The organism is Tepidiphilus olei, assembly GCF_006980705.1.
Lineage (GTDB): Bacteria > Pseudomonadota > Gammaproteobacteria > Burkholderiales > Rhodocyclaceae > Tepidiphilus > Tepidiphilus olei.
In genome coordinates this window covers 94,371-120,592 of sequence record NZ_SBHO01000007.1, presented here as the reverse complement: position 1 = coordinate 120,592, position 26,222 = coordinate 94,371, and the positions used below count along the sequence as shown (strand labels likewise).

Annotated in this window: 25 protein-coding genes; 8 read left to right on the top strand and 17 right to left on the bottom strand. The window is 64.1% G+C overall.

The window, feature by feature from the left end; all coding sequences use genetic code 11:
• Positions 1-45: 45 nt before the first annotated feature.
• From EPD80_RS08735 to rfaD, 5 genes are read right to left on the bottom strand one after another with little or no spacing between them, the layout of a single operon-like run.
• Positions 46-1,578 carry a hypothetical protein gene (locus tag EPD80_RS08735; RefSeq protein WP_142811146.1) on the bottom strand — a complete coding sequence of 511 codons (1,533 nt, stop codon included), beginning with the start codon at positions 1,576-1,578 and terminating at the stop codon, positions 46-48.
• Entirely contained in the window at positions 1,575-2,600 is a 1,026-nt protein-coding gene (gene waaF / locus EPD80_RS08730; protein ID WP_142811144.1) for a lipopolysaccharide heptosyltransferase II, read from the bottom strand. Before waaF ends, EPD80_RS08735 begins: the two co-directional genes overlap by 4 nt.
• The gene (hldE, locus tag EPD80_RS08725) at positions 2,597-4,063 is read right to left on the bottom strand and encodes a bifunctional D-glycero-beta-D-manno-heptose-7-phosphate kinase/D-glycero-beta-D-manno-heptose 1-phosphate adenylyltransferase HldE (protein WP_142811142.1); all 1,467 of its coding nucleotides are present in this window, start codon (positions 4,061-4,063) and stop codon (positions 2,597-2,599) included. Before hldE ends, waaF begins: the two co-directional genes overlap by 4 nt.
• The gene (locus tag EPD80_RS08720) at positions 4,048-4,641 is read right to left on the bottom strand and encodes a D-sedoheptulose 7-phosphate isomerase (protein WP_142811140.1); all 594 of its coding nucleotides are present in this window, start codon (positions 4,639-4,641) and stop codon (positions 4,048-4,050) included. Before EPD80_RS08720 ends, hldE begins: the two co-directional genes overlap by 16 nt.
• Positions 4,642-4,656: 15 nt before the next feature.
• A complete protein-coding gene (rfaD, locus tag EPD80_RS08715) occupies positions 4,657-5,628 on the bottom strand; it encodes an ADP-glyceromanno-heptose 6-epimerase (protein ID WP_142811138.1) in 972 nt (323 codons plus the stop codon).
• A 220-nt stretch (positions 5,629-5,848) separates the two neighbouring features.
• On the opposite strand from rfaD, the gene EPD80_RS08710 reads away from it, so the two are divergent.
• A complete protein-coding gene (locus EPD80_RS08710; RefSeq protein WP_221928926.1) occupies positions 5,849-7,777 on the top strand; it encodes a sulfatase-like hydrolase/transferase in 1,929 nt (642 codons plus the stop codon).
• Positions 7,778-7,818: 41 nt separating this feature from the next.
• Here EPD80_RS08710 and EPD80_RS08705 read toward each other — a convergent pair whose 3' ends face one another.
• Entirely contained in the window at positions 7,819-8,892 is a 1,074-nt protein-coding gene (locus tag EPD80_RS08705; RefSeq protein ID WP_142811134.1) for a PA0069 family radical SAM protein, read from the bottom strand.
• Positions 8,893-9,007: 115 nt separating this feature from the next.
• Here EPD80_RS08705 and EPD80_RS08700 point away from each other — a divergent pair, with 115 nt between their 5' ends.
• Positions 9,008-9,382 (top strand): DUF4870 family protein, encoded by a 375-nt coding sequence (locus EPD80_RS08700; RefSeq protein ID WP_221928925.1) that lies wholly within the window; start codon positions 9,008-9,010, stop codon positions 9,380-9,382.
• A 15-nt stretch (positions 9,383-9,397) separates the two neighbouring features.
• Here the strand turns inward: EPD80_RS08700 and EPD80_RS08695 are convergent, their stop codons facing one another.
• The 7 genes from EPD80_RS08695 to EPD80_RS08665 all read right to left on the bottom strand — a co-directional run bounded on the left by EPD80_RS08695 (position 9,398) and on the right by EPD80_RS08665 (position 15,701).
• Positions 9,398-9,910 (bottom strand): flavodoxin family protein, encoded by a 513-nt coding sequence (locus tag EPD80_RS08695; RefSeq protein ID WP_142811132.1) that lies wholly within the window; start codon positions 9,908-9,910, stop codon positions 9,398-9,400.
• A 6-nt stretch (positions 9,911-9,916) separates the two neighbouring features.
• Positions 9,917-10,897 carry a 2-hydroxyacid dehydrogenase gene (locus EPD80_RS08690; RefSeq protein ID WP_142811130.1) on the bottom strand — a complete coding sequence of 327 codons (981 nt, stop codon included), beginning with the start codon at positions 10,895-10,897 and terminating at the stop codon, positions 9,917-9,919.
• Positions 10,894-11,778, bottom strand: coding sequence for an S-formylglutathione hydrolase (gene fghA, locus EPD80_RS08685; protein ID WP_142811128.1), 885 nt, complete (start codon positions 11,776-11,778; stop codon positions 10,894-10,896). The genes EPD80_RS08690 and fghA overlap by 4 nt, the downstream gene beginning before the upstream one ends.
• Positions 11,779-11,801: 23 nt before the next feature.
• A complete protein-coding gene (locus EPD80_RS08680; RefSeq protein ID WP_141056338.1) occupies positions 11,802-12,911 on the bottom strand; it encodes an S-(hydroxymethyl)glutathione dehydrogenase/class III alcohol dehydrogenase in 1,110 nt (369 codons plus the stop codon).
• A 372-nt stretch (positions 12,912-13,283) separates the two neighbouring features.
• Positions 13,284-14,048 (bottom strand): SDR family NAD(P)-dependent oxidoreductase, encoded by a 765-nt coding sequence (locus EPD80_RS08675; protein WP_142811125.1) that lies wholly within the window; start codon positions 14,046-14,048, stop codon positions 13,284-13,286.
• A gap of 19 nt (positions 14,049-14,067) precedes the next feature.
• Positions 14,068-15,123 carry an NAD(P)-dependent alcohol dehydrogenase gene (locus EPD80_RS08670; RefSeq protein ID WP_142811123.1) on the bottom strand — a complete coding sequence of 352 codons (1,056 nt, stop codon included), beginning with the start codon at positions 15,121-15,123 and terminating at the stop codon, positions 14,068-14,070.
• 125 nt (positions 15,124-15,248) lie between these two features.
• Positions 15,249-15,701, bottom strand: a complete 453-nt coding sequence (locus tag EPD80_RS08665) for a DUF1931 family protein (RefSeq protein ID WP_028873909.1) — start codon at positions 15,699-15,701, stop codon at positions 15,249-15,251.
• Between the two features lie 147 nt (positions 15,702-15,848).
• On the opposite strand from EPD80_RS08665, the gene EPD80_RS11590 reads away from it, so the two are divergent.
• The 5 genes from EPD80_RS11590 (at position 15,849) to EPD80_RS08640 (ending at position 19,948) form a co-directional block, all read left to right on the top strand.
• Positions 15,849-15,935 (top strand): hypothetical protein, encoded by an 87-nt coding sequence (locus tag EPD80_RS11590; protein ID WP_390613090.1) that lies wholly within the window; start codon positions 15,849-15,851, stop codon positions 15,933-15,935.
• Positions 15,936-16,109: 174 nt separating this feature from the next.
• Positions 16,110-16,568, top strand: coding sequence for a (2Fe-2S)-binding protein (locus EPD80_RS08655; RefSeq protein WP_142811121.1), 459 nt, complete (start codon positions 16,110-16,112; stop codon positions 16,566-16,568).
• A complete protein-coding gene (locus tag EPD80_RS08650) occupies positions 16,565-18,751 on the top strand; it encodes a xanthine dehydrogenase family protein molybdopterin-binding subunit (protein ID WP_221928924.1) in 2,187 nt (728 codons plus the stop codon). The genes EPD80_RS08655 and EPD80_RS08650 overlap by 4 nt, the downstream gene beginning before the upstream one ends.
• Positions 18,735-19,352, top strand: a complete 618-nt coding sequence (locus EPD80_RS08645; protein WP_142811119.1) for a nucleotidyltransferase family protein — start codon at positions 18,735-18,737, stop codon at positions 19,350-19,352. The genes EPD80_RS08650 and EPD80_RS08645 overlap by 17 nt, the downstream gene beginning before the upstream one ends.
• Entirely contained in the window at positions 19,352-19,948 is a 597-nt protein-coding gene (locus EPD80_RS08640) for a nitroreductase family protein (protein WP_142811163.1), read from the top strand. The genes EPD80_RS08645 and EPD80_RS08640 overlap by 1 nt, the downstream gene beginning before the upstream one ends.
• On the opposite strand, the gene EPD80_RS08635 is transcribed toward EPD80_RS08640, so the two are convergent.
• The gene (locus tag EPD80_RS08635; protein WP_142811117.1) at positions 19,905-21,383 is read right to left on the bottom strand and encodes an alpha-amylase family glycosyl hydrolase; all 1,479 of its coding nucleotides are present in this window, start codon (positions 21,381-21,383) and stop codon (positions 19,905-19,907) included. The two genes, EPD80_RS08640 and EPD80_RS08635, sit on opposite strands and share 44 nt — an antisense overlap.
• Positions 21,384-21,472: 89 nt before the next feature.
• Here EPD80_RS08635 and EPD80_RS08630 point away from each other — a divergent pair, with 89 nt between their 5' ends.
• Positions 21,473-22,564: a glycoside hydrolase family 5 protein gene (locus tag EPD80_RS08630; protein WP_142811115.1), complete on the top strand. Its 1,092-nt coding sequence runs from the start codon at positions 21,473-21,475 to the stop codon at positions 22,562-22,564.
• Here the strand turns inward: EPD80_RS08630 and EPD80_RS08625 are convergent.
• The 3 genes from EPD80_RS08625 to EPD80_RS08615 are packed head-to-tail and all read right to left on the bottom strand — an operon-like array spanning position 22,557 to position 26,199.
• Positions 22,557-24,227, bottom strand: a complete 1,671-nt coding sequence (locus EPD80_RS08625) for an ABC transporter ATP-binding protein/permease (protein WP_142811113.1) — start codon at positions 24,225-24,227, stop codon at positions 22,557-22,559. The two genes, EPD80_RS08630 and EPD80_RS08625, sit on opposite strands and share 8 nt — an antisense overlap.
• On the bottom strand, positions 24,224-25,225 hold the full coding sequence (locus EPD80_RS08620) for a glucokinase (RefSeq protein WP_185957751.1): 1,002 nt from the start codon (positions 25,223-25,225) through the stop codon (positions 24,224-24,226). The genes EPD80_RS08625 and EPD80_RS08620 overlap by 4 nt, the downstream gene beginning before the upstream one ends.
• Entirely contained in the window at positions 25,222-26,199 is a 978-nt protein-coding gene (locus EPD80_RS08615; protein WP_185957750.1) for an asparaginase domain-containing protein, read from the bottom strand. Before EPD80_RS08615 ends, EPD80_RS08620 begins: the two co-directional genes overlap by 4 nt.
• Positions 26,200-26,222 lie beyond the last annotated feature (23 nt).

Here is a 26,222-nt window from a genome sequence, read left to right as displayed (position 1 = left end):
TAATGTAATCCATCCTGAAGGAAAAAAGCGTAAACGGTTATTTTTTCATGGATTTATTGGCTGTATCTGATAAATTGATATACGCTTCCCCCTTTTATTCTCGAAAGTGGCCAATGGTTTCCCGAACCGGTTTTCCAGTACTTGTTCACGATGGTAATCTTTTTTTGGTATGTGCACCACGAGATAGTCGTAGTGAATGATGTCATCGGACGAAATCAACCGTTCTATTTCATCCCAGGGAACTAGATGTCGACTTGAAGAGTCGCCTTCAACATAATAGCGAACTCGTCCATAATCATAATAAATCTTGCTGCCGGATGGTAGGTGTTCATGGATCCATTGTGCAGCTTCTTGTTCAGAGCGGTTGCGAGGATCAACCGGTTTGAGGTTGAGGGCGATCTGAACGGCCAATATTGTCGAAAGTATGGGAAGAATCCATCGCTTGCCTTTGCCTCGTTTCCAATCGTCTAGCATGATATAAAAAGAGAAAGAGGCAAGAACAATGATCACCAATCCCAATGGCTGTAGATAGCGTTTCGGTAGCGCGAAGCTGCTTATCAAGATACATGTTGCGTTGATTATGCAGATGGCGGATAAAAGTGATAAGAAAATCAGATTATTCGCTTTGAGGCCATATTCATGGTGGCGTTTCCATAGGGAAATGGAGAGCAGTAGTTGAGCTATACCAACGGAACTAAGGGATTTGACGACGAGAATGCAGGCCAATGTTAGTATTAGTCCCTGCATGGCGTAGTCATCCAGGAAGGGGCCGAGAATGGTTCCATAGCTGTCGGCTTTATTATTTAATCCGTCATTTATTTGATGTAATACCTTCTGCGCTATATTCACAGGGTCTCCTAGGCGCCCTAAGTGCTGGAGATCGAAATGGGGTATGAAATAAAGTGCTGTAATTAATAGTGTCATTCCGACAATCAGAAAAGCGTTTGCTTTTACGAGATCAATGATGTTTTCTTTGGTTGAGTGATCTTTTCTGAATAAATTGAGTAAAGGTAAGAGAATGAAATAAACGATGCCCTCTATGCGAAATAGAGTGGCTAGAGTTGCTATTGCGTTCCATGCCAAAGCATCGTATAGACTATTGCTGCGGAAGAATCGCAATAGAAAAACTAGACTCCAAACATGCGCCGCCAAAAAACCATGGTCGCGTATTACCATGGGTAGATAGTTTTCAACGAGAGGTGTGGCTCCTATGAGCATGAGAACAGAAAACATCTGGACGCGATGGTTTCCACCGAGCTCTCGCACTAGCAATGGCAGACCTGCAGCGAGTAGCGCAAATGCGAAAATGGTGATCACATGAGCAGCATCCAACAGACCGAGGCCGGTCGTCTGGTGTATGGTTGCAATGATCAAAGAATAAAAAGGCCAATTGTAGACAGAAAGTCCTTGTTGCCAATTTCCGAGAGAAAATTGTTTGGCAGATTCAATATATACAAGACCATCGCTATTGATGTAACCATGGTTCAGAAATATGACCCATGTCGCTACCGCTGCGCCGATCAGAGCGGCTAATAAGGCTTGGCGACGTTCTCTGGAGAGGAAGACCGTGTCGTTCATCGTCTCGGTAAAATGGATTGAAGAAGTTCGATGACCCTCTCTGGCTCGATGTCACGCAGGCATTTCAGATGATCGAGGGGACATTCACGGGCAAAGCAAGGGCTGCAGGGTAACCCTAGGTGGATGATGGAGGCTCGTTCACTCATCGGCGGCGTGTGGTTGGGGTCGGAGGAGCCATAGAGGGCGACCAGGGGGCGGTCGAGCGCGGCCGCCACGTGCATGAGGCCCGAGTCGTTGCTCACGACGGCAGCGCACAGGGACATGAGGTCGATGGCTTCGCCCAATCGGGTCTTGCCGCCCAGATCAAGGCAGCGGTTTCCGCTCAGGTGGTCGATGGCCCGGGTGACTGGGGCGTCCTTGGCCGAGCCGAAGAGCCACACTTCATGGCCTTGCTCCAACGCCCAGCGGGCCACGGCCGCGTAGTGTTCCTCCGGCCAGCGCTTGGCGGGCCCGTATTCGGCGCCGGGGCACAGGCCGAGGACGGGTCGATCGGGTTGCTCGCGTCCCAGGCAGTGCAGCGCCTGCAAGGCGCCACCGGGTGAGGCGATGAGGGAGGGGCGGGGCAAGGGGTCGGGCAGCGGCGCCCCGGGTGGCAGGCCGAGCGCGACGAATCGCTGCACGGTCATGGGCAGCCGCGCGGTATCGAGCAAACGCAGATCGTTGAGGAGACCGTAGCGCATCTCGCCGCGAAAGCCGGTACGCCGGGGGATGCCGGCGACGAAAGGCAGGATGGCGGACTTGAAGGAATTGGGGAGTACGATGGCCTGTGCGTACCCTTGGGCGCGCAGTGCCCGCCCGAGGCGGATGCGCTGCCACAGGTCGAGTTTGCCATGGCGAAAGGGCAGGGCGATGGCTTGGCGTACTTCCGGCATGCGTTCCAGCAGTGGCAGGGTCCAGGCGGGTGCGGCCACGTCGATCGCGCAGTGCTCGTCCTGCTGTTTGAGCAGCTTGAACAGGCTCTGCGCCAGGATCATGTCGCCGACCCAGGAAGGGCCGATGATCAGGATTTGCCGGTTCGTCATGCGCTGCCGAGTTTGCGCAGGATGTTGCTGGTGCTGCGACCCGGGACGACGTCGATGAGTGCGACCCGCCCGCCCCAGGATTTGACTTCCTTGCCGCCCACCACCTGGTCTTCCGTGTAATCGCTGCCCTTGACCAGGATATCCGGGCGGATGGCCTCGATCAGGGAGAGCGGCGTGTCTTCGTCGAACAGGACCACGGCATCGACCGATTCCAGGGCGGCGAGCACCCGGGCGCGATCCTGTTCGTGAATGACCGGCCGATTCGGACCCTTGAGGGCACGCACCGAGCGGTCGGTATTGAGTCCGACCACGAGGCGATCCCCCAATCTGGCCGCCTGCTCGAGATAGACGACGTGTCCGGCGTGGAGCAAGTCGAAACAGCCATTGGTAAACACGATCCGCTCGCCGTTGGCGCGCCATTGCCGGACACGTGCCAGCAGATGTGGCAGGTCACAGATCTTGTCCGCCTGCTCGCGGATTTCCTCGACGGCGAGTTCCGCCAGCAGTTCCTCGCGGGTGATGGGCACGGTGCCAACCTTGCCGACCACGATTCCGGCGGCGAGGTTGGCCAGATGCAGCGCCTCGGCCGGCTCGAGACCGGCTACCATGCCGGCGGCCAGCGTGGCGATGACGGTGTCTCCGGCACCGGAGACGTCGAACACCTGACGGGCCATGGCGGGGAGATGGAGCGTGCGCGTCTCTTCGAGGAGGGTGATTCCCTCCTCGCTGCGGGTGATGGCGAGAAAGCGCAGATCGAGCGCGCGACGCAGCGCTTGCGCGGCTTGCAGGAGCTCGTCGAGGTCCTGACCGGAGAGGCCGCAGGCTTCGGCGGTTTCCCGCCGGTTGGGAGTGAGGGCGGTCGCGCCGCGGTATTTGCCGTAGTCGCGGCCTTTGGGGTCGACCAGCACCGGGATGTTGGCCTGGCCAGCGAGTTCGATGGCCAGGCGGCACAGTTCGGGCGTCAAGACACCTTTGGCATAATCGGAGAGGACGACGACGGCCGGTTTCCGCTCCATCATTTCATGCAGGATGCGACCGAGCGCCTTTTGCTCGTCGGCGTCGGGGGCGGTCGTGGCTTCGCGGTCGAGCCGCAGCATCTGCTGGTGGCCGCCGAGGATGCGGGTCTTGGTGGTGGTGGGGCGCGAAGGCGAGGTGAAGAGTGCTTCGGTGCCGACACCTTGACTGGCGATGGCCGCGACGAGCTCGCGTCCGGGCGCGTCGTCGCCAACGGTGCCCAGCAGCCGGCAGGACAGGCCCAGGCCGGCGAGGTTGGCCGCCACGTTGGCCGCTCCGCCGGGACGGCTCGATTCTTTTTCCAGCAAAACTACCGGCACCGGGGCTTCCGGGGAGATACGATCGACCTTGCCCCAGAGGTAGCGGTCCAGCATGAGGTCGCCGATCACCAGTGCCCATGCGTCGGCGGGAAAACCCTGGCGGACCGCCTCGATCAGTTTGTGCTGCATGGTGCGGAATCGAGGGTTTCGGCGTCGATGAGGTCACAGAGGAGGTGACCGACCAGGATGTGGGTTTCCTGGATGCGGGGGGTATCGTTGCTGGCGACGACCAGGCACAGATCGCAGACTTGGGCCAGCTTGCCGCCGTTGGCGCCGGTCAGGCCCAGGGTGTAGGCGCCAATTTCCCGTGCAGTGTGGATGGCGGCCAATACGTTGGGGCTGTTGCCGGAGGTGGAGAGGCCGATCACCACGTCTTCTTTGGTGCACAGCGCTTCCACCTGGCGCGAGAAAACGCGCTCGAATCCATAGTCGTTGCCCACGGCCGTGAGGATGGAGGTGTCGGTGGTGAGCGCGATGGCGGGCAGACCGCGGCGTTCGCGCTTGTAGCGGCCGACGATCTCGGCCGCGATGTGCTGACAATCGGCCGCACTGCCGCCGTTGCCCAGCAGCAGGATCTTGCCGCCGGCGAGAAGGCAGTTCCTCAGTTTCATCCCCATCTGGATGAGGAGCGGCATCTGCTGGTGCAGCTGTTCGATGCTTGCCTGATGGGCGCTCAGCGCTTGCCGTATGGCCTGTTCCGGAATCATTCGCTTCCTGAGATTTCAACAATAAGGATCGGGCTGCAGGAGGTAATTCTGCACATAGTCGCGTATACCCTCTTCCAGCGTATGGAAGGGTTTGTCGTAGCCCGCCGCGCGCAGTTTGCCGATGTCCGCCTGCGTGTAGTACTGGTATTTGCCCTTGAGGTCGTCCGGCATGTCGATCCAGGTGATGTGGGGACGCGCGCCGCAGCTCTCCATCACGGCCGTCGCCAAGTCGAGGAAGGAGCGGGCTCGACCCGTGCCGACGTTGTAGATGGCCGAAGGACGCGCAGCCGCGAGGAACCACGTTATTACGTCAGCAACATCTTTGCCATAGACGAAATCGCGCAGTTGCATGCCGTCGGCCACGTCGGGGCGGTCGCTCTTGAAGAGGCGCACCGTGCCGTTCGCGCGAAACTGGGTGAAACTATGGAAGGCGACGCTCGCCATCCGGCCCTTGTGGTATTCATTGGGCCCATAGACGTTGAAAAACTTGAATCCGGCCCAGCGGGGCGGTGCCTGGCCCGCCGCGGCCTGGCGTAGCGCCCATTGGTCGAACAGGTGTTTGGAGTACCCGTAGGCATTGAGGGGACGCAAACCGTCGATGCTGGCATCGCTGTAGCCACGCTCGCCGTTGCCGTAGGTGGCGGCCGAGCTGGCGTAGAGGAGCGTCACCCCCTGCTGGGCACAAAACTGCCACAGCCGCTGCGAATAGCGCAGATTGGCTTCGAGGAGCCGGTTCCAGTCGCGCTCGGTGGTGTCGCTGATGGCCCCCATGTGGATGACGGCCTCGACCTGCGCGCCATGACGCTCGAGCCAGGGAAAAAGCTCGTCCTTGTCGAGATAGTCGGCGTAGGTGCGATGGCAGAGATTCTGCCATTGCTCGGGGTGAGTCGGTCGATCGACGAGGAGCAGGTCGTCACGCCCTTGGCGGTTGAGTTGCCAGGCGACGATGCTGCCGATCATGCCGGCGCCGCCGGTGATGACGATCATGAGGTAGATACCGGAAAAAACATTTCAAAATTTCAGTATAGCAGTTTTGTCGGGCAATCGGATAAGATGGCGCCGCAGCGTGAGTACGAGAACTCGGCGGTGATGGCCCGGTCGAATGTGGCCGGACCGATATGTTTGGGTCGGTCATGCATACTTGGGCGCGCGGAGTAGTTGGCGTGACTTGGGTATTTTATAGAGTAAAACGATGGAGCAGCTTTTCTTGAACGAACAGACTCACGGGCGGAACGTACGGTTCGCCTATTTCGGACTGGTCTACCTGGTCCTGCTGTGGATCAACGCCGCCAACGTCGATTTTGCCGCAGCCGCCGCGAGCGGGTACGCCAGCCTCTTGTTCCTCGTCAACGCCTTCGTCAGTTACAACGCCCTCTACCTCTTGCCGGCCTTGTTGCTGACCTGGCTCGTCGCCCGTCCCTCGCTGTGGCGGCGGCTTCGGCTGCCGCGGGCTGCCGTTTGGGCTCCGGATGTGACGGCGGTCCTGACCGGGGCGCTGACCACCCTCTTTTTCTACGCCAATGCAAAGCTCCATGCGCTCTATGGGATGTTCATCAACGGCTTCGTCATCAATCTGCTGATGACGCCGGGCGGCATCGAATCCTTGGGCGGCAGTGGGTCATCGACGATCGGCTTCGCGTTGATCGCTCTGGCGTTCTTCGTGGGGCATGCCGCGCTCTTCGTCGCACTCACCTTCGGCGCGCGGCGCCTTTCCTCATTGCCCGCGGGTATGCGGCGCCTGGGCCGGCCGCTGATCGTGGTGCTTCTGCTCTCGATACTGAGCGACCATTCCGTCTATGCCTATACGAGTGCGGTGGGCAACAAGCCCGAGATGCTCGAACTCACCGAGGGCGTGCCGTTTTACGTCGGTACCACGGCGCGTACGTTGTTCAAGAAACTCGGTTTCGAGGTGGCGGCGCAGGACAAATCCCTCAGACAGCAGGGAGGGGGGCATCTGCAGTATCCGGCCAAGCCGCTCGAATTCACCAAGCCGGAGAAGCCCTACAACATCGTATGGTTGGTGTCCGAATCCTGGCGGGCCGATACCCTGGATCCGGAAATCATGCCGGCGACCTGGGCGTTCGCCCAGAAAGCCCAGGTGTTCACGCAGCACTACAGCGGGGGTAACGGCACGCGAATCGGCATCTTTACCATGATGACGGGATTGCCCGGCACCTACTGGGAGGCTTTTTTGAAGGGACGCCGAGGCGTACCCATCATCGATGTGCTCCGGCAGCAGGGCTATCAGATGTCCTTCTATACGAGCGCCAAATTCAGCTATCCGGAGTTCGATCGGACCGTGTTCAGCCAGGTGCCGCGGGAACAGTTGCACGAAATCGATGCGCCCCTGGCCGGATGGGAAAAAGACCGGCAAAACGTCTCCGATCTGCTGAAATTCATCGACACGCGCGATCCTGCTCGACCTTTCTTCGCGTGGATGTTCTTCGAGTCGCCCCATGCGCGTTACTATTTTCCGCCGGAGAGCGTGATCCGTACTCCGTATCGCGATGACATAAACTATGCCACGCTCGATCGCGACGAGCTGCAAAAAGACATCGTTCCCATCAAGAACCGTTACCTCAACGCCGTTCATCATTTGGATGGTCAATTCGCGCGGATCATCGACCATCTCGAGACGCACGGACTGCTGGAGAACACCATCGTGGTGATGTTGGGGGATCATGGCGAAGAGTTCATGGAAAACGGCTATTGGGGGCATAACTCGACGTTTTCCGATCCGCAGACGCGCACCCCGTTGATTTTGTGGATTCCGGGTCGCACACCCGCCGTGCACGATAGGCTGAGCAGCCATCTGGACGTGGTTCCCACGCTCATGCCGCTTTTGGGCGTGAAGAATCCGCCCGAAGACTACTCGTCCGGCTACGACCTCTTTTCCGGCAGGCAGCGTGATCATGTCGTGTTCAGCGATTGGTCGCGCGTGGGATACAAGGATGCCGATGTCAAAATAACTTTGTCGGAGGATGTGGGGCCCTTGGGTAAGCGCATCAGCGGCCCTCATGACGAAAAGCTCACGCCGCAGCGCGCCCAGGAATTGTTCCAGAGCAAGCAGCCGCAATTGGTGCGCTTGATGCAGGAGTTGGGCCGGTTCAAGCAGAAAAGCCGGCATGAGCCGTGAGTGTCGCGGGGGCTGGCCGGGTCATGCGGGAGCGAACCCGATCAAAAGAGCGCCTGCTGCACCGGCTCGCCGGCGCGCTTCGCCGGCGGGCGAAAGAGGTGGGTGACGAGCGGCGGGAGAGATCGTTCGAGGCCGGCGCGACGTCGGGCGATGGCAAAGCGCTGGGCGAGCAGGTCGGCCCAGGGGCCACGGCCGCGGAAACGCTCGCCGAACGGGCCATCGAGCTTGCCGCCGTGCAATTCACGCAGTCGCGCGAGGATGCGCTCACGCCGCTCGGGTACGTGCCGCTGCAGCCAATCGTCGAAAATCGTCTCCAGCTCCTGCGGTAGGCGCAAGATGCTCATGAACGCGCTGCGTGCCCCGGCTTCGGCCGCGGCGGCGAGCACCGCTTCCATGTCTTCGGTAAGGAAAGGAATCTGGGGCGCGAGGCTCACGCCCACCGGCACGCCGGCTTGTGCGAGCGCCGCGATCACTTCCAGCCGGCGCCGCGGGCTCGCCGCGCGGGGTTCCAGCCGACGGGCGAGGCCGGCATCGAGCGTGGTCAACGTCACGTAGACTTCACACAGCCCTGAATCAGCCATGGGGGCGATCAGGTCGAGGTCGCGCAGGATGCCGCTGCCCTTGGTGACGACCGTCCAGGGATGGCGCGCCTCGGCGAGCACTTCCAGCACCGCGCGCGTGAGCCCCAGTTTGCGTTCCACCGGCTGCCAGGCATCGGTGGCCGTGCCCAGGGCGATCGGGGCAGGCTGATAGCCAGGGCGGTTGAGCTCGGAGCGCAGCCGGTCGGCGAGGTAACGTCGGGCGATGATGATGCGCTCGAAATCCAGTCCCGGCGAGAGGTCCAGCCAGGCATGCATCGGCCGGGCGTAGCAGTAGGCACAGCCGTGTTCGCAGCCACGGTAGGGGTTAATCGAGCGATCGAAGCCAAGATCGGGCGAGCGGTTGGTCGTGAGGGCGCTATGGGCTTCTTCCCAGCGCACTTCGGTCGGAGGTGCGCCGGGCGTTTCTTCTTCTTGTGGCCAGCCATCGTCGAAAGGCTCGCGCTCGAGACGGGCATAGCGATTCCGTGGTGCGATCGTGACGCCACGCCCACGTAAAGGGAAGGGAGGTTTCATGGGTGATCCGTCCGTGGGTCCTCGATTGACCGACTGCGCGGCCGCAAGATGCCGTTCTCCTGTGCTCGGATATGATATTCTTCTTCTGTTCGATTCTGCGCGAAAAGGATATTGCATGGAAATCATCGAGGCAACTTCATCCGCGGGCGATGAAACCAAGCTCCGCGAGGCGAAGAAGTGGGCCACCATCATCTATGCGCTCTACGCGGTCTCCTTGATCCTGGGAGTCACCTATCTGGTGGGAATCATCGTCAACTACGTGAAATACCCCGATGTGCGCGGCACCTGGGTCGAGTCGCACTTCCTGTGGCAGCGCCGCACCTTCTGGTACAGCCTGTTGTGGTTCGTCATAGGGGCGCTCACTTCGTTCATGGCGGTGGGTATGATCGTGTTGATCGTTTCCGGCATCTGGGTGATCTACCGGATCGTGAAAGGCTGGATCGCCCTCAGCGATGGCAAGCCCATGTATGCCGCGGCGAACGGGGGGTGATCGCTTCTCGCAGGTTCATACCAACCACGCCGCCATCGTCGCGCCGAGGGTGCGGCAGCGTTCGCGTTCGTGTTCGGGCAGCGTCTTGGGAGCGAGGATTTGCTCCGGCGTTTGGGCGTGGGTGAGCACGACGTGGGCGGGGGCGAGCGGACGCAGGCGCCAACCGGTGCAGATGCGTTCGATCTGGCGCACGGCGCCGGCGCCGTCGCTACCGGCGGCGATGAGGGCGAGATAGGGGCGTCCATTGACGCGATCGAGCGCGCCGTAGTAGCAACGATCGAAGAATTCCTTCATCTCACCGGAGAGGGTGGCGAGATTCTCCGGGGCGCAGAAGAGGTAGGCATCAGATTCGAGCACGTCCTCGAGCGTGGCCTCTGCCGCTCGTCGTAGGAGGACCGAGACGCGCTCAAGGGCTTCGAGTTCGCGCAGCGCCTCGAGCGCGCCTTCGTGGGCGGATTCGGCCATTTGTCGGGCGGTGCCGGTGCGCGAGTGCCAGACGATCAGCATACGGGCCGCGGGGCGCGCCATGGCGATTCAAAGATAGTCGCGACGGTCGACGAGGCCGTGCACAGGCGCACCCTCGAGGGCGCGGGCGAGGTTGTCGCAGGCGCGTTCGAGCGCCACCCGTTCCCAGCCGGGAATGCGGGCGGAATTATGCGGGCTGCCGAGCACGTTGGGGAGGTCGAGGAAAGGATAATTCATGCGGAATTCCCCGTGGCGGAAGGGTTCGACCCACCAGGCGTCGATCGCCGCTTGCGCCTTGGGGTGCGCGAGGAGAAAGTCGTAGAGCGCCTTTTCGTCGACGATTTCGCCGCGCGCGACGTTGATGAAAATGGCGTCGTCCTTGAGCCATCCGAGCTCGCGCGCCCCGAGCAGGCCCCGGGTGTCGCGATTGAGCGGCAGGCAGACGACCACGACGTCGGCCAGCCGCAGGGCGTCTTCGAGATCGGCGAGGGTGCCGCAGCGCCATACGGGGACGTCGGTCTTGCCGCTGCGGTTGATGGCGAAGAGGCGCACGTCGAAGAGACCCAGCAGCTTGGCGCAGGCGTGCCCGATGCCGCCAAAGCCGAGGATCGTCACCGTCTTGCCGCGCAGCGTGCCGGTCTCGCCGAACTGGGCGAACACGCCTTGTTGCAGCAGGCGATGGTAATGGAGCAGTTTCTTGCTCAGGGCGAGCGCCGTGGCGAGCACGTATTCGGCCATCGGTTCGGCGAACCCGCCAACGTTGCTGGCGACGATCGTCTCGGCGGGGATGCAGGTGAAGTCGACGTGATCGACCCCGGCGGTGGTGAACTGGACGAAGCGCCAACGCGGTTGCTGCGGCCACCAAGGGCCGAATTCCTGCTGCGGATTGAGCGTGAGGAGATACTCGGCTTGCTCGAGGGCGTCACGCCGTTGCGCTTCGGGGAGATCGGCGAGGAAGACGATCCGGGCGAGTTCGCCGAGCCGCCCTTCGACGGTTTCCCGCACGGCGGGGGCTAGGGTGACGAGGACGGTGGGCGTGTTCGTCGTCATGAGAGGGCTCCCGGGGAGGAAGGCATTTCGAGGCCGAGGGCCTGCGCATGATGACGCAGGTGATCGTCGATGAACGTGGCCACGAAATAGTAGCCGTGATCGTAGCCGGGGTGACGCCGTAGTTGCAGCGGATGCCCGGCGGCGGCACAGGCGGCTTCGAGGGCTTCCGGATGGAGCTGTTCGGCGAGGAATTCGTCTGCTAGCCCCTGATCGACGAGTAGGGGCAGGCGTTCTTCGGCCTGGGCGATGAGCGCGCAGGCGTCCCATTGCCGCCAGCGTTGGGGATCGTCTCCGAGGTAGGCACGGAAGGCTTTCTGCCCCCAAGGACAACGGCTGGGGTTGGCAATGGGGGCAAACGCCGAGACCGAGGCGTAGCGTCCGGGATTTTTCAGGGCGCAGATGAGCGCGCCGTGTCCGCCCATGGAATGTCCGCTCACGGCACGGCGATCGGTCACCGGCAGGTGCTGCTCTACCAGGGCCGGGAGTTCGTGCACCACGTAATCGTACATGCGGTAATGGGCCGACCAGGGCGCTTCGGTGGCATTGACGTAGAAACCTGCGCCGGAGCCCAAATCGTAGCTGTCGTGCTCGCCGGGCAGATGGGTGCCGCGCGGGCTCGTGTCCGGACAGACGAGAGCGAGCCCCAAGCGCGCGGCCAGTCGCTGTGCCCCGGCTTTCTGCATGAAGTTTTCGTCCGTGCAGGTCAGACCCGAGAGCCAGTAGAGCACCGGCACGGGGGCGTGTTCGGCCCGAGGCGGCAGATACACGCCGAAGACCATGTCGGTGCCGGTGCTTTCGGAGGCGTGGCGGTAGCGGCGTACCCAGCCGTCGAAACAGCGGTATTGGGCGATCAAGGTCGGTGCAGTGCGCGAAGGGCTCATGGTTGTGTCTTCCGGAACGCTCTTCAGTATAGGATGACCGAACGGATGCTCTTGCCTTCGTGCATCAAGTCGAAGGCCCGGTTGATCTCTTCCAGCCCCATCGTGTGGGTGATGAAGGGATCGATCTCGATCTTGCCGTTCATGTAGTCCTCGACGTAGCCCGGCAGCTGGCTGCGTCCCTTGACGCCGCCGAAGGCCGAACCTTTCCAGACGCGTCCGGTGACGAGCATGAAGGGGCGGGTAGAGATCTCTTCGCCAGCGCCGGCCACGCCGATGATGGTGGAGACGCCCCAGCCCTTGTGACAGCATTCGAGCGCCTGGCGCATGACGTGGACGTTGCCGATACACTCGAAGGAGTAATCTACGCCGCCGTCGGTCAGATCGACGATGACTTGTTGGATGGGGTCGGTGTAATCGCGCGGGTTGATGAAATCGGTGGCGCCGAAACGGCGAGCCATGTCGAATTTCTCAGGGTTGACGTCGATGGCGAGAATGCGGCTCGCTCCGGCGATACGTGCTCCTTGAATCACGGAAAGCCCGATGCCGCCCAGGCCGAATACCGCTACCGTGGCGCCGGGTTCGACTTTGGCGGTGTTGAGTACCGCGCCGATACCCGTGGTGATACCGCAGCCGAGCAGGCAGACTTTCTCGAGCGGCGCATCGATGTCGATTTTGGCGAGCGCGATCTCCGGAACCACGGTGTATTCCGAAAAAGTCGAGGTGCCCATGTAGTGATAGATCGGCTGGCCGCCGAGCGAGAAACGGGTGGTGCCGTCGGGCATCAGCCCCTTGCCTTGGGTGGCACGGATCGCCTGGCACAGGTTGGTTTTGCCGGAGCGGCAGAACTTGCACTGGCCGCACTCGGGGGTATAGAGGGGGATGACGTGATCGCCCGGTTTGACCGAAGTCACCCCTGGCCCGACTTCTTCCACGATACCGGCGCCTTCATGGCCCAGGATGGTCGGGAATACCCCTTCGGGATCGGCACCGGAGAGGGTGTAGGCATCGGTGTGGCACACGCCGGTGGCGACGATACGCACGAGCGCCTCGCCCGCCTTTGGACCTTGCACGTCCACTTCTTCGATCGACAGGGGAGCGCCTGCTTTCCAGGCGACGGCAGCACGGGATTTCATGGAAGGCTCCTTGGGGAAACCGCCATCCTACTCGGGGAAATTAGCGGGGGGATGGGTCAGGACCGCGACGTTAGGGAAACGCTGAATAATTGGCTGCGCGGGCGAATCGCTGCGTTGCGCGGTGCTCGCTCCCTCGCCTATCCACTCGATATGTCTCGGTCGCTGCGCTACCTTCCGCCTTGCGCTTCATCCCGCTTGCTCATTTCTTCAGCGTCTCCTTAGTGTACCTTGTCGTGGCAGGAAAAGTACGCACGAAGGCAGAGGGTTCGTGCGAGGGTAGGCGCTCAGGGAAGCGAAGAAAACACCGCGACGCGGTTTCGGCCGCGCCCGCGGTAGTCCGCGGGCGCAAGAATGGAACGGGTGGAGCATTACTCAGTGCAACACCAATCCGCCGTCGACGCAGATTGTCTGACCGGTGACGAAGGCGGCGTCGTCGGAGGCGAGCCAAGCGGCGGTGCCGACCAGATCTTCGGGAACCTCGGGTCGCGGGATGGCTGACTGTTCGGCGAGCTGCCGGGCCATGGCCTCGAAACCGTGTTCGCGGATCGTCTCGCTCTGCGTCAGACCCGGCGAGATGGCGTTGACCGTGATGCCGTGGCGACCGACTTCACAGGCAAGCGCGCGCGTGAGCCCGATCACGGCGGCCTTGGAGGCGATGTATTGCGCACCGTTGCCGCGACCGATGAAGACGGTATCCGAGGCGATGTTGATGATGCGTCCCCAATGCTGTGCCTGCATGTCGGGGAAGACGGCGCGGGCGCACAGCCACGGGCCTTTGACGTTGACCGCCATCACCCGGTCCCAGACTTCTTCTTCCAGTTCGGTGAAGGGGCGGGCGGCCCGCTCCAGACCGACGTGGCGCAGCATCACGGCCGCGTTGTTGACCAGGATGTCGACTTTGCCGAAGCGCTCGCGCACGCGCCGAACCGTTTCCGCGACTTGCTCGGCCTGCGAGACGTCGCAGACGAGCGCGAGCACGTCGGGGCCGATCTCGCGCGCAGCCGCGTCCAGCACCTCGGGCGTGGTGCCGCAGATGGCCACTTTCGCCCCTTCCTGATACAGGCGGGTAGCGATGGCCTTGCCGATGCCGCGCCCGCCGCCCGTGACCAGCGCGACGTGGTTTTCCAGTCGTTTCATGGTGAAGGCTCCTGCATCCTCATTTCAATGAAGCGGCGATGTCGATGACGAAACGGTATTTCACGTCGCTCTTCAGCATGCGTTCGTAGGCGGTGTTGATGTAATCGATGGGGATGAGCTCGATGTCCGAGACGATACCGTGCTCAGCGCAGAAATCGAGCATTTCCTGGGTTTCGCGGATGCCGCCGATGAGCGAGCCGGCGAGGCTGCGGCGCCGGAAGAGCAGGTTGAAGACCTCGGGCGAAGGGTGCGGTTCGGAAGGGGCGCCCACGAGGGTGAGCGTGCCGTCGCGTTTCAGGAGCTGCAGGTAGTCGTCGAGCCGGTGCGGGGCGGCCACCGTGTCGAGGATGAAGTCGAGCTGCTCGCGGTAGCGGGCCATTTGCTCGGGATCCTTGGAAATGCAGACTTCGTCGGCGCCGAGCCGCTTGGCGTCGGCCGTCTTGCCGGGCGAGGTGGTGAAGAGCACCACGTGCGCGCCCATGGCGTGGGCGAGTTTGACGGCCATGTGCCCGAGCCCGCCCAGGCCGACGATGCCTACCCGTTTGCCCGGGCCGACGTTCCAATGGCGCAGCGGTGAATAGGTGGTGATGCCGGCGCACAGCAGCGGCGCCACCGCGGCGAGATCCTTTTCCGCATGCTTGATGTGCAGCACGAAGGATTCTTTCACCACGATGACTTGGGAGTAGCCACCGTAGGTGTTTTCGCTACCGGGACCTCGGCCGTTGTACGTGCCGACGAACCCTTCACGGCAGTATTGCTCCTCGCCACTCGCGCAGGCGTCGCAATGGCCGCAGCTGTCGACCATGCAGCCGACGCCGGCGAGATCGCCGACCTTGAAGCGGGTGACCTTTTCCCCCACGGCGACCACGCGCCCGACGATCTCGTGCCCGGGCACGCAGGGATAGATCGTGTTCTTCCACTCGTTGCGTGCCTGGTGCAGGTCGGAGTGGCACACGCCGCAGTAGAGGATCTGGATCTGTACGTCGTAGGGCCCCGGCTCGCGGCGGGCGATTTCCCAGGGAACGAGCGGGGAATGCGGGTCGAAAGCGGCATAGGCTTTGGCGGGAATGCTCATGAGTCGCTCCTCGGAACGAGAGAAAAATCGCAGGCGATCATTCACTATAGACCATCGTCCAAGGGTACGCGGCTGGGCGGAGGCAGAGGTTCTTGATCGGTGCTCCGCCCGGAAAGGATGTGCGACTACAGCAGGCGGTTGAAGATCTCGATCGCACGATCCCAGTGCGTCGTGTCGGGGTTTTTCACGTTGGGATCGATCGTACGGAAGGTCTTGGCCAGAGCCACCGTCAAGCCACCGACGATCTGCGGCAGCATGGCACGGACTTCTTCGTCGTATTCGAGGTCGAGGTGGGGCAGCTTGGCGAGCTGCTCCAAGATGGGCGCGAGTTCGAGCTCTTCGTCGAGTTCGCGGAAGGCATGCATGCTTTCCTGGAGGCCTTTCGTCAAGGGAAGATCCCAGGGGCGAATGACGTCTCGAGCGTTGGATTTGGCCGCCGCCTGGCTGACGAGCAACAGATCGTAGAGTTTCTGGTCGAGGAATTCGGTCAGCCGGCGCAGGTCGTTCTTGTCGACGTCGAGCCCGGCCGCGCGCCGGAAGAGTCGTTCGAAGCGGGAAACTGCCATGATGTCGCTCATCCGTACCTCCTTGAGTATAAGGATTTCGACTGATTGCCGATTCCGTTATAGGGACTATGGCGACGAAAAGCAAGCCTCAAGCCTTGCAAAATCCTGCACACCCTTCCCTATAACGACGAACGGCTCAATATTTTTGCCCCGAGCCTGGTGGTCGCTCCAGGACGGCTGTCGGAGGGAGATTTCAGTATCATCGACTTGCGCAGCCGCAAGATCGAAGCGGGTAACGTGCGCTGAGAGTCGATCGCTCCTTGGGTCCATAAACCTTCCTTTCGGCGTGGTTGTCGCAGCGCCGGACCCGTTCTATGATGGGTTTTGTCGTTCCGCCGGGAAGTAAGGCCATTTCAGTGCGCAGTAGCGCAGTCCTGTTACGGGGGCGACGCCCGGCTTCTCTGCCCAAGGAGAGACTCTATGATTGCATTTACGCTCAACGGTCGGCCGACCACGGTCGAGGCCGATCCCGGTACGCCCCTGCTGTGGGTGCTGCGCGACCAGCTGCAGCTCACGGGGACCAAATATGGCTGCGGCATCGCCCAGTGCGGTGCGTGCACGGTGCATCTCGACGGGCGAGCGGTCCGCTCCTGTGTCACGCCCGTGTCGATGGTGAGCGGCAAGCGCGTCACTACGATCGAGGGGATCGGCGAGACGCCGGTCGGCCGCGCCATCCAGAAGGCTTGGCAAGAGGTCGACGTGCCCCAGTGCGGCTATTGCCAGTCGGGACAGATCATGGCGGCCGCGGCCTTGCTCGCCGAGCATCCACGTCCGAGCGAGGCGCAGATCGTTGCCGCGATGGACGGCATTCTCTGCCGTTGCGGTACGTATAACCGGATCCGCAAGGCGATTCTCGAGGCCGCGGCAGGGGGTGCATGATGTTTTCGCTCAATGAACTCCAGCGTCCGGCGCGGCGTAAATTCCTGCGCGACCTGGCCGTGCTCGGCGGCGGATTGGTGATCGGTTTCCGTCTGCCCGAGAAGGGAGGACGCGCCTGGGCGGCTGAGGCAACGGCCACAGGAGGGGAAAAAGTCTATCCGCCGAATGCCTTCATCCGCATTGCCCCGGACGATTCCGTCACGCTCGTCGTGAACAAGTCCGAAATGGGGCAGGGGGTTTATACCTCGCTGCCGATGCTGATCAACGAGGAGCTCGATGCGCCGTGGGAGCGCATCCGCATCGAGCCGGCGCCGGTGGCGGCGGTCTATAACCATACCCAGTTCGGCCTGCAACTCACCGGCGGCAGCACCAGCGTCGCGTCCTCTTGGGAGCAGCTGCGCCGCGTCGGGGCGAGCGCGCGTCTTCTCTTGATCGAGGCGGCAGCCCGGCGTTGGGGTGTGCCGGCCACTGCCTGCAAGGCCGAGAACGGGCGCATCTTCCACCCCGACGGCCGCACGTCCCTGAGCTACGGAGAAGTCGCGGAAGAAGCGGGCAAGCTGCCTTTGCCGAGCGAAGTGCCGTTGAAGGATCCGAAAGACTTCAAATGGATCGGCAAGTCGCTCAAGCGCCTCGACACGCCGGAGAAGATCACCGGCAAGGCGGTTTTCGGCATCGACGTGCGCCTGCCCGACATGGTGACGGTGCTGGTGGCGCGATGCCCCGTGTTCGGCGGCAAGCTCAAGCAGTTCGATGCCACCGAGGCGCTGAAAGTCCCCGGCGTGGTTGGCGTCTATGAAGTACCGACCGGCGTGGCGGTGGCCGCCAGCGGTTTCTGGCCGGCAAAAACGGCGCGCGACTTGTTGCAGATCGAGTGGGACGAAGGCGAGGGGGCAGCGCTCTCGACGGCGAAGCTGCGGGAATCGTATTTCGCGCTCGCTCGCACCCCAGGCGCGGTGGCGCGGCGGGACGGAGACGTGGTGTCCGGTTTCAAAGCGGCGGTGAAGACGGTGCATGCCGAGTACGAAGTGCCGTATCTGGCGCATGCGCCGATGGAGCCGCTCAACGTCACCGTCGACCTGCGCCCTGATCATTGCACCATCTGGACCGGTACGCAGTCGCAGACGCTCGATCGCATGGCGGCTGCCACCGTGGCGGGACTGCAACCCGAAGAAGTGGAGATCCACACCACCTACCTCGGCGGCGGCTTCGGTCGACGGGCGAATCCCCACGCCGATTTCGTCACCGAGGCGGTGCAGGTCGCCAAGGCGGTCGGCAGGCCAGTGCAGGTGATCTGGACGCGTGAAGACGACCTGCGCGGTGGTTACTACCGCCCGATGTGGGTCGATGTGATCGAAGCGGCGATCGACAAGGGCGGCAAACCCGTTGCGTGGAAACATACGATCGTCGGTCAGTCCATCATGGAAAGCACGCCGATGGCGGCGGTCATGATCAAGGACGGGGTCGATGCCGCTTCGGTCGAAGGGGCGGCGACGATTCCTTACCAGATCCCGAACGTTCAGGTGGAATTGCATAGCCCCAAGAGCCCTGTGCCGGTGCAGTGGTGGCGTTCGGTGGGCCATTCGCACACGGCTTTCGTCGTCGAGACGATGATCGACGAGTTGGCTCACCTTGCGCGCCAGGATCCTGTGAAATTCCGTCTGAGCTTGTTGCCGCGTACTTCGCGCCATCGCGCCGTGCTGCAGTTGGCGGCGCAGAAAGCGGGATGGGGCAAAGTGAAACCCACGGCAGGACATGCCTTCGGCGTGGCGGTGCATGAATCCTTCGGTAGCGTCGTGGCGGAAATCGCCGAAGTTTCGCTGGAAAACGGTCAGGTGCGGGTACATCGCGTGGTGGCGGCGGTCGACTGCGGTCGGGTGATCAACCCCGACGGGGTGGTGCAGCAGATCGAGGGAGGTATCGTCTATGGACTGGCCGCCGCTTTGCACGGCGAGATCACGCTCGAGGGAGGTCGGCCGGTGCAGTCGAACTTCCACGATTATCCCATTCTGCGCCACTCCGAGATGCCGCGGGTGGAAGTACACCTCGTGCCGAGCGAGGCGCCGCCGAGCGGCGTGGGTGAGCCGGGCACGCCGCCCATCGCACCGGCGGTGGCCAATGCGCTCTTCGTCCTGACGGGGAAACGCGTGCGGCGATTGCCCTTGGCGCGTGAAACCTTTGCCTGAATCGAGAGGAATCGCCGCCCTCGTGCTGGCGGCTGGCCGGGCGCGGCGTTTTGGGGCGGACAAGCGGCTGGTGCTGCTCGAAAATGAGGGGCAGGTCCAGCCGCTCATCGTCCACGCGCTGCGACCTTGGTTCGCCGTCTTCGCCAAGGTTGCGGTGGTGCTGCGGCCGGACAACGACGAAGTGCGGCGCGTCTTGGTCGATGCGTTCGCGGATCGCGTGCAGTGCGTCGAATGCCTTCGTGCCGACGAGGGGATGGGACACAGCCTCGCCGCGGGCGTTGCGGCCACCATTTCCGCTCGAGGGTGGGTCGTCGGGCTGGCCGACATGCCCTGGGTGCCGCGAGCCGCGATCTCGGGGGTGCGCGACGCGCTCATGTCCGGTGCCGCGCTCGCAGCGGCGTGTCGTACCGCTCGGCGAGGGCATCCGGTCGGTTTTTCTGCTCGTTACCGGCAAGAACTGATGGATTCGACGGGCGACGTGGGGGCCCGTCTGCTCCTTCGGCGTGACGCCGAGCACGTCGTCCGTGTCGCGATCGACGACGAAGGCATCTTCGCCGACGTCGATACCCCGCAGGACCTCATTTTTTCCAGGAGTACATGATGAAGAAACCCGCCGTGACCGAAGTCCCGATCCATCCTCTGATCGCCGAGCGCTGGAGCGGTCGTGCGTTCGACGAGACCAAAGCCGTGACGCGCGAGCAGGTGCTTTCGTTACTGGAGGCGGCGCGCTGGGCGCCGTCGTGCTATGGCGATCAGCCCTGGCGTTTCGTCGTGTGGCACCGCACGCAAGATCCACAAGGATGGGAGAAGGCATTCGCTACGCTGTGGCCTTTCAACCAGGCGTGGGTGAAACGCGCCTCGCTCCTGGTGCTGGTGTGCGCCGACCCATTTTTTTCCTACAACGGCGAACCCAACGCCTGGGCCGAATACGACTGCGGCGCCGCAGCCGAGAATCTCTGCCTGCAGGCGGTGGCGCTGGGGTTGATGGCGCACCCCATGGCCGGATTCGACGCCCAGGCGATCCGCGCCGTGGCCGGCGTGCCGGATCGCTACAAAGTCATTTCGCTCATCGCCGTGGGGCATCCGGCGGAGCCGGACGTGCTCGACGGGGAACTCGCCGAGAAGGAACGTGCGCCGCGCGAGCGTCGGCCGCTCACTGAGTTGTGCTTTGCCGGGCAATGGGGACAGAGGTTGTAAGTCCTGCAGGCAGCAGCTCTTGTCGCTTGGTGTGCCGTTCCGCCAAAATGGCGCGGTAGAAATTGAGCACCGAGTCCTCGTCCTCGCGCTGCTGGCGCCAGGCGAGCGGGATGTGCGCCGGGTCCATCGGCTGCCACGGTTCGGCGCTCGAGAACCCCGCCTGCGGGCGGTTCGCGTCCCACGGAATGGGGGTGCGCGAGAGATCGCGGGCGCTGCGGTTCATTTCGGCGAGGATCGCCGCATCGCTCATGCCCTGCGCCCGCAAGGCGGCGATGCGGCGCAGGCTCAAGGGGTCGCGCAGGTCGGACGAGCGCGTGAAACGCGCATTTGGCAGACCCAGTTCCTGCCCCTGATAGAGCACGGCAAGCCCCCGCTGCAGGTAGGTGGCGGCGGCAAAGGCTTTGGCGGCCTGGGCGCGGCGCTCGGGCGGAGCCCAGCGCGAGACGATGCGCGGCAGATCGTGGTTTTCCAGGTAGAGCGCCGGCAGCGCCCCGTGCGGGGCGAGCGCCCGGTACCAGGAGCGCGCCGTGTCGGAGAAGGCGCGGGTGTCGAGCCCGGGGCGGCCTTGCGCATCGGTCGTGTCGATGTGCCATAGCTCGAAATGCAGCAGTGCCGACAGCGGCCCCTGCGGCTCGCCCACCCAGGCGGGCGCGTCCGTGGCGGCGATGCCGTTCGCCTCGCCCAGCGTGAGGTGGTCGCGCGTGATGCCGGCGCGCTCGGCGAAGTCGCGTACCCAGTCGAGGAGCCCGGGGCGGGCGAGGAAGCGCGACCAGGCCGGGCGCGGGCCGCCGGGTTCGCCAGGGGTGACGTCAGGCAAGCCTTCTTCTTTCTTGAGCACGGTGAGGGCGTCGAAACGAAAGCCGTCGACGCCTTCGTCCAGCCAGAAGCGGGCGATCTCGGCAAGCGCCTGGCGCACCGCCGGGTTGCTCCAGTCGAGGTCGGGCTGCTCGGGAAAGAAGAGGTGCAGGTAATACTCGCCCGTGGCTTCGTCCCATGTCCAGGCGGGGCCGCCGAAGATACTCTCCCAATCGTTGGGTCGCGCACGCCAATGGTACCAGTCGCGTTTGGCCGAGGTGCGGCTCGCGCGCGAGGCGAGAAACCAGGGATGGCGTACGCTCGTGTGGTTGATCACCAGGTCGAGCAGCAGCCGCATGCCGCGGCGATGCAGCTCGTCGCGCAGGGTGCGAAAGTCGGCCATCGTGCCGAAATCCGGATGCACGTCCAGATAGTCGCTCACGTCGTAGCCGTAGTCGGCATTGGGTGAGGGATGGATGGGCGCGAGCCAGAGGGCATCGACGCCGAGCCAGCGCAACTCGTCGAGCCGTTCGGTGAGACCGGGCAGATCGCCGATGCCATCGCCGTTGCCGTCGGCGAAGCTGCGGGGCCAGACGGTATAGACGACGCATTCCTGCCAGGGGCGGAAACGGGGTGGCATGATGCTCGGCTCGGAAAAGCAATGATCCCAGTGTAGCAGATGCCCGTGGCTGCCTATAATGACTCCACGATGCGGCCGGGGAGAGGGCGATGGAACGCTTGCGGGGGGTGAATCTGGGCTCGTGGCTGGTGCTCGAGAAGTGGATGGTGCCCAGCCTTTTCGAAGGGGTGGAGGCCACCGACGAGACGACCTGGTGCGTGGCGTTGGGCGAGGAGGCCACCCCGCGGCTGCGGGCGCACTGGGCGCGCTGGATCACGCGGGAGGATTTCGCCTGGATCGCCGAACGGGGCCTGAACGCGGTGCGCATCCCGTTCGGTCACTGGGTGCTGGGGCCGCCTTATCCCTACCATCCGGTCTATGGGACGCGGCGCGAACCCTTCGTCACCGGCGGCATCGAGGTGCTCGACCGGGCGCTGCGCTGGGCGCAGGAATTCGGGCTCAGGGTGGTGCTCGACCTGCACGCGGCCGCCGGCTGCCAGAACGGATTCGACAACGGCGGGATGCTCGATGTCTGCGACTGGCACACCAAGGAGGAGTACATCGACCATTCGGTCGAACTCCTGGGGCGCCTGGCCGAGCGCTATCGCGCCGAGCCGGCGCTCTTCGCTTTCGAAGTATTGAATGAGCCGCGCTGGGACGTGCCCACGGATATATTGAAGCGCTACTACGAACGCGCCTACGCGGCGATCCGGGCGCACTGTCCGCCCACGGTCGGCGTGATGTTCCACGACGGTTTTCGCGACTGGCGCGAGTATCTCGGTTTCATGAACGCGCCGCCGTACGAGAACGTCTGGTTCGACGTGCACCGCTACCAGTGCTTCACGCCCGAGGATCTGGAGGCGGACATCTACGAGCACTTGCGCAAGACCGTGGTCGACCTGCGGGCCGAGGCTGACGCCATCGGGCGCGAGCTGGGCCTGCCGACGGTGTGCGGCGAATGGAGCCTCGGGCTCAAGCTGCAGGAGGTATCGCTGTGGGCCGACGGGCCGACGACGCACCCCCTCGAAGGCTTGGACGCCTTTCAGCAAGAGGTGGCGCTGCGCGGCTACGCGGCGGCGCAGCTCCTTACCTTCGAGCGCTATCGCGGCTGGTTCTTCTGGAATTACAAGACCGAGACGACGCCGGCGTGGTGCCTGCGCGAGGCGGTGGCGCGCGGCTGGCTGCCAGCGCGGTTCAATTGAGGGCGACGACGCGCTGCACGCCGGGATAGGGCTGGTGATGCGGCCAGAAGATCACCAGTGTCGCCTCGGGCAGGCGCTCGCGCAGCAACGCCACCGGGTCGAACTTGCCCGGTGCGGGCACGGCATCGGGCGGGGCTTCGTAGAACACCCAGGCGGGCCGCTCGAGCAGGGTGCGGGCAAGCGCCAGCCGCTGCTGCACCGGCGCGGTTAGGGTGCGGTTCCAGTCGTCGCGCTCGTCGAGCCGCTCAACGAGCGCATCCGCGCCCACGGCCTGCAAGATGTCGACGACGGCCTTCCGCTCGACTTCCGCCGGATCGCGTGGATAGGTGAGGGCGGCGATGAGCGGTCCTTCGGGCAGGAAAGGCCGCTGTGGTACGAAGGAAAGCGTCTCACCGTCGGGCAGGATGATGTTTCCCTGTCCCCAGGACCAGACGCCGGCGATGGCCTTGAGTAGCGCAATCCCGGTGTTCGGGTCGCCCACGAGCTGCACGGTTTCGCCGCGGCGTAGCGTGAGCGAGAAATTTTCCAGCACCGGGTGACCATTGGGCAGGGTCAAAGTGAGCCGCTCGATCGCCATTTGTCCGGGTGGACCCACGGTACGGCAGACCTGTCCCGGCAGGCACAGGCGCTCGATCGTCTCGATTTCGCCGAGGTCGTGGTATAGCGCCGCGGCGCGTTCGATCGAGGCGCGGCAGCGGGCGATGTCGCCCATGCTGTGGATGGGCCAGGAGAGCGCGTTGGTGAGCCGCTCGAAGGCCTGTGCCGCCTGCATCAGCATGCCGAGCGTGAGCGCGCCGGCGATGTAGTGCGGCGCGAGCACCAGGATGGGGAAGACCGGCAGCAACGTTCCGTAGGCGGTGGAGAACGACACCAGGCCGAGGTAGCCGAGGGACTGCTTCCACCAGGTTCGCGCCAGCGATTCGAACCGCTCGCGCGTCAGACGGCGCTCGGAGGCTTCACCTTGGGCGAGCGCGATCGCTTCCGACTTGTCGCGGATGTGCGACAACCCGTAGCGAAAGTCGGCCTCGCGCGACTGATGCTGGTCGGTGGCCCGGGTGAGCGGCCGGCCCAGCAGCACCCCGGTGATCGTGCCGATGCCGGCATAGGCAAGCGCAAGCCAGACCATGGTGCCGGGAGGCGAGGCGTGCGGCTCGGCGCCGACTACCCACAGTACGTCGACGAAGAGCACGATGGAGGCGAGCGAGTAGAGCAGCGAGTGGAAGAGTTCGACGGACACTTCCGTGGCGATGCGTACGTCTTCGGCGATGCGGGCGTCGGGATTGTCGTGAGCGCCGGGCAGGTGGCGCAGGCGGTGGTGGTGTCCCCGGCTGAGCCAGTTCTCGAGCAGCTGCTCGGTGAGAAAGCGTCGCCAACCGAGTTGCCAGCCGCGTTTGACGAGGAGGTGGATACCGGTGACGGCCACGCTCAGCAACAGGATGGTGAGGAAGGTGGCGATGAGGGCGGGCAGTTCGACGAGGTCGCGGCGCTCCAAGGCGTCGAAAAGGGCACGTTGCCAGTGGTTGGTCCATAGCGCCAGGCCGACCTGGGCGAGGGTGAGGGCCACGAGCACCGCGGCGCCACCCCAGGCCCGCGGCCGGCGGTAATAGCGCAGGCCCAGCAGGAGGAAGGGCAGCAGGGGGACGGAGGGGGGCGGTGCACTCATGCCCGAGCTCCGGCGAGCAGGCGACAGGCGAAGGCGGCAGCGCCCTTCAAACCCAGCAGGGGATCCTCGGCGAGCAGGATCGGCAGGGTGGCGAGTACTCTGGCATGACGCTCCTTGGCGGCGAAGGCGGCGCGGAAAGTCGGCGCATCCAGCCAGGGGCGCAGGGCAGCGGCGAGCGCGCCCACGAGGTAGACGCCTTCCACAGTCCAGCCGATGAGGGCGAGATCGCCGGCACAGGCACCCAGCGCACGCACGAAGGTATTCACCGCCGTCTGGGCGAGCGGCTCTCCTTCCCTGGCCGCGGCGACGATGGCCGGCGCATCCGGCCAGGGTGCGCTGTGGCCGCGCTCGGCGGCGAAAAAGGCGGCAAGCCGCACCAGGCCGGGACCGCAGAGCAGGCTTTCCCAGGAAGCGATGCGCCCTTCGCGGGCGAGCCAGGCGCTCCAGGCGGCGAGGAAAGGAGGGTCGAATCCTCCGCAATCGGCGTGTCCGCCTTCGCTGGGGAAAACGCCCAAGGTCTCGCCTTCGCGCAGGAAGAATCCCATGCCCAGCCCCGTGCCCGGTCCGAGCACGGCGGCAAGCCCCGGTCGGCGTTCCCCTTTTTGCAGGACGTGCAGCGTCCCGGGCGGTGCGGTGGCCAGCCCGAACGCCTGGGCGGCGAAATCGTTCATCAGTTCCACGCGGGGCCAGCCGTAGCGGGCGCTCAGGGCATCGGCGTCGATCGTCCACGGACGGTTGGTCAGCCTCGCCCGCCGTCCGGTCACGGGGCCGGCGAGCGCGATCACGGCCAGTTTCGGCTCGGCCTCACGGGGACATTCGGCGAGAAAGGCATCGAGCGCCGCCTCGAAATGGGGAAAGTCATCGTCCGCGAACACGCGATGGGACAGCGGTTCCCAGGGCGAATCCCCGCCGGACCCCCGCCAGCGTGCGAGGAGGAAACGCGCGCGCGTGCCGCCGACGTCGGCGGCGAGAAAGAGGAGGGCGCTCCCGGCATTCACACGTCGCCTCCGAAGGGCAAGAAGCGTGCGCGCCACAGGGTTTGCCGTTCCTGCGCGGCAAAGGAGGCCAAGAGGGCGGCGGCCACGCGGGCGGCGGGCGCGGAGAGGATGCCGGCGGGGAGGGTGCCCAGGCGCTCGTCGACGGGGTGCGGGAGTACCGGCCCCTGGCCGCAGCGGCTCGCGCGCACCACGAGGAGCCCGGACGCGGTCGCATCGGCGATCGCCGCTTCCCAGCGCTCGGGCACGCTGCCGTGGCCGGGCAGCAGCAACACCGCGGCGGCGGCCCCTGTTTCTTGGGCCTGCCTCAAGGCCTCGGGCGCATCGAGCGCCGTCGCCGCAAGGAGGGCGACCCTCGGCCATGAGGGGGGGATGGGCAGCGGCGAAGGGCGTTCTTCGATCGGCGGCAACAACCAGGGGAAGGTCGTACCGAGCGCACCCCGCGGTTCGGCGGCAAACGGCTGGAGCGCGAGCGTGTGCGCTTTGCGTAGCCCCAGTGCGGGGAAGATTTCTTCGCCGAAAACGAGGAAGACGCCCGGCGGGGTGTCCGCATCGGCGGCGAGGCGGATCGCGTGCAGGAGGTTGCGCGGCCCGTCGGCCCCGGCTTCGGAAGGCGGGCGCATGGCCCCGGTGAGTACCACGGGCTTGGTCGGCGCGAGGGTGAGCGCCAGCAGCGTGGCCGTTTCTTCCAGGGTGTCGGTGCCGTGGGAGACGACGAGGCCGGCGAATTCGGGACGCGCGAGCGCTTCCGTGATCGCCGTGTGCAGTCTCAGCCAATGCTGCGGCGTGGCGTCCTTGGAATCGATGGCGTATGGGGCGGCGAATTCGATCTCGGCGTACCGGCCTGCTTCGGGGAGCGCTTCGAGCAAGGTTTCGGGCGAGAGCGCTCCGGCACGGTAAGCGATGCCCCGTCCGGCGGCGGCGACGGTGCCGCCGGTGGCGAGCCAAAGCAGACGCGGGCAAGCGGTTGCGGCCATGAGGTCGATCGCGGCGATGGGGT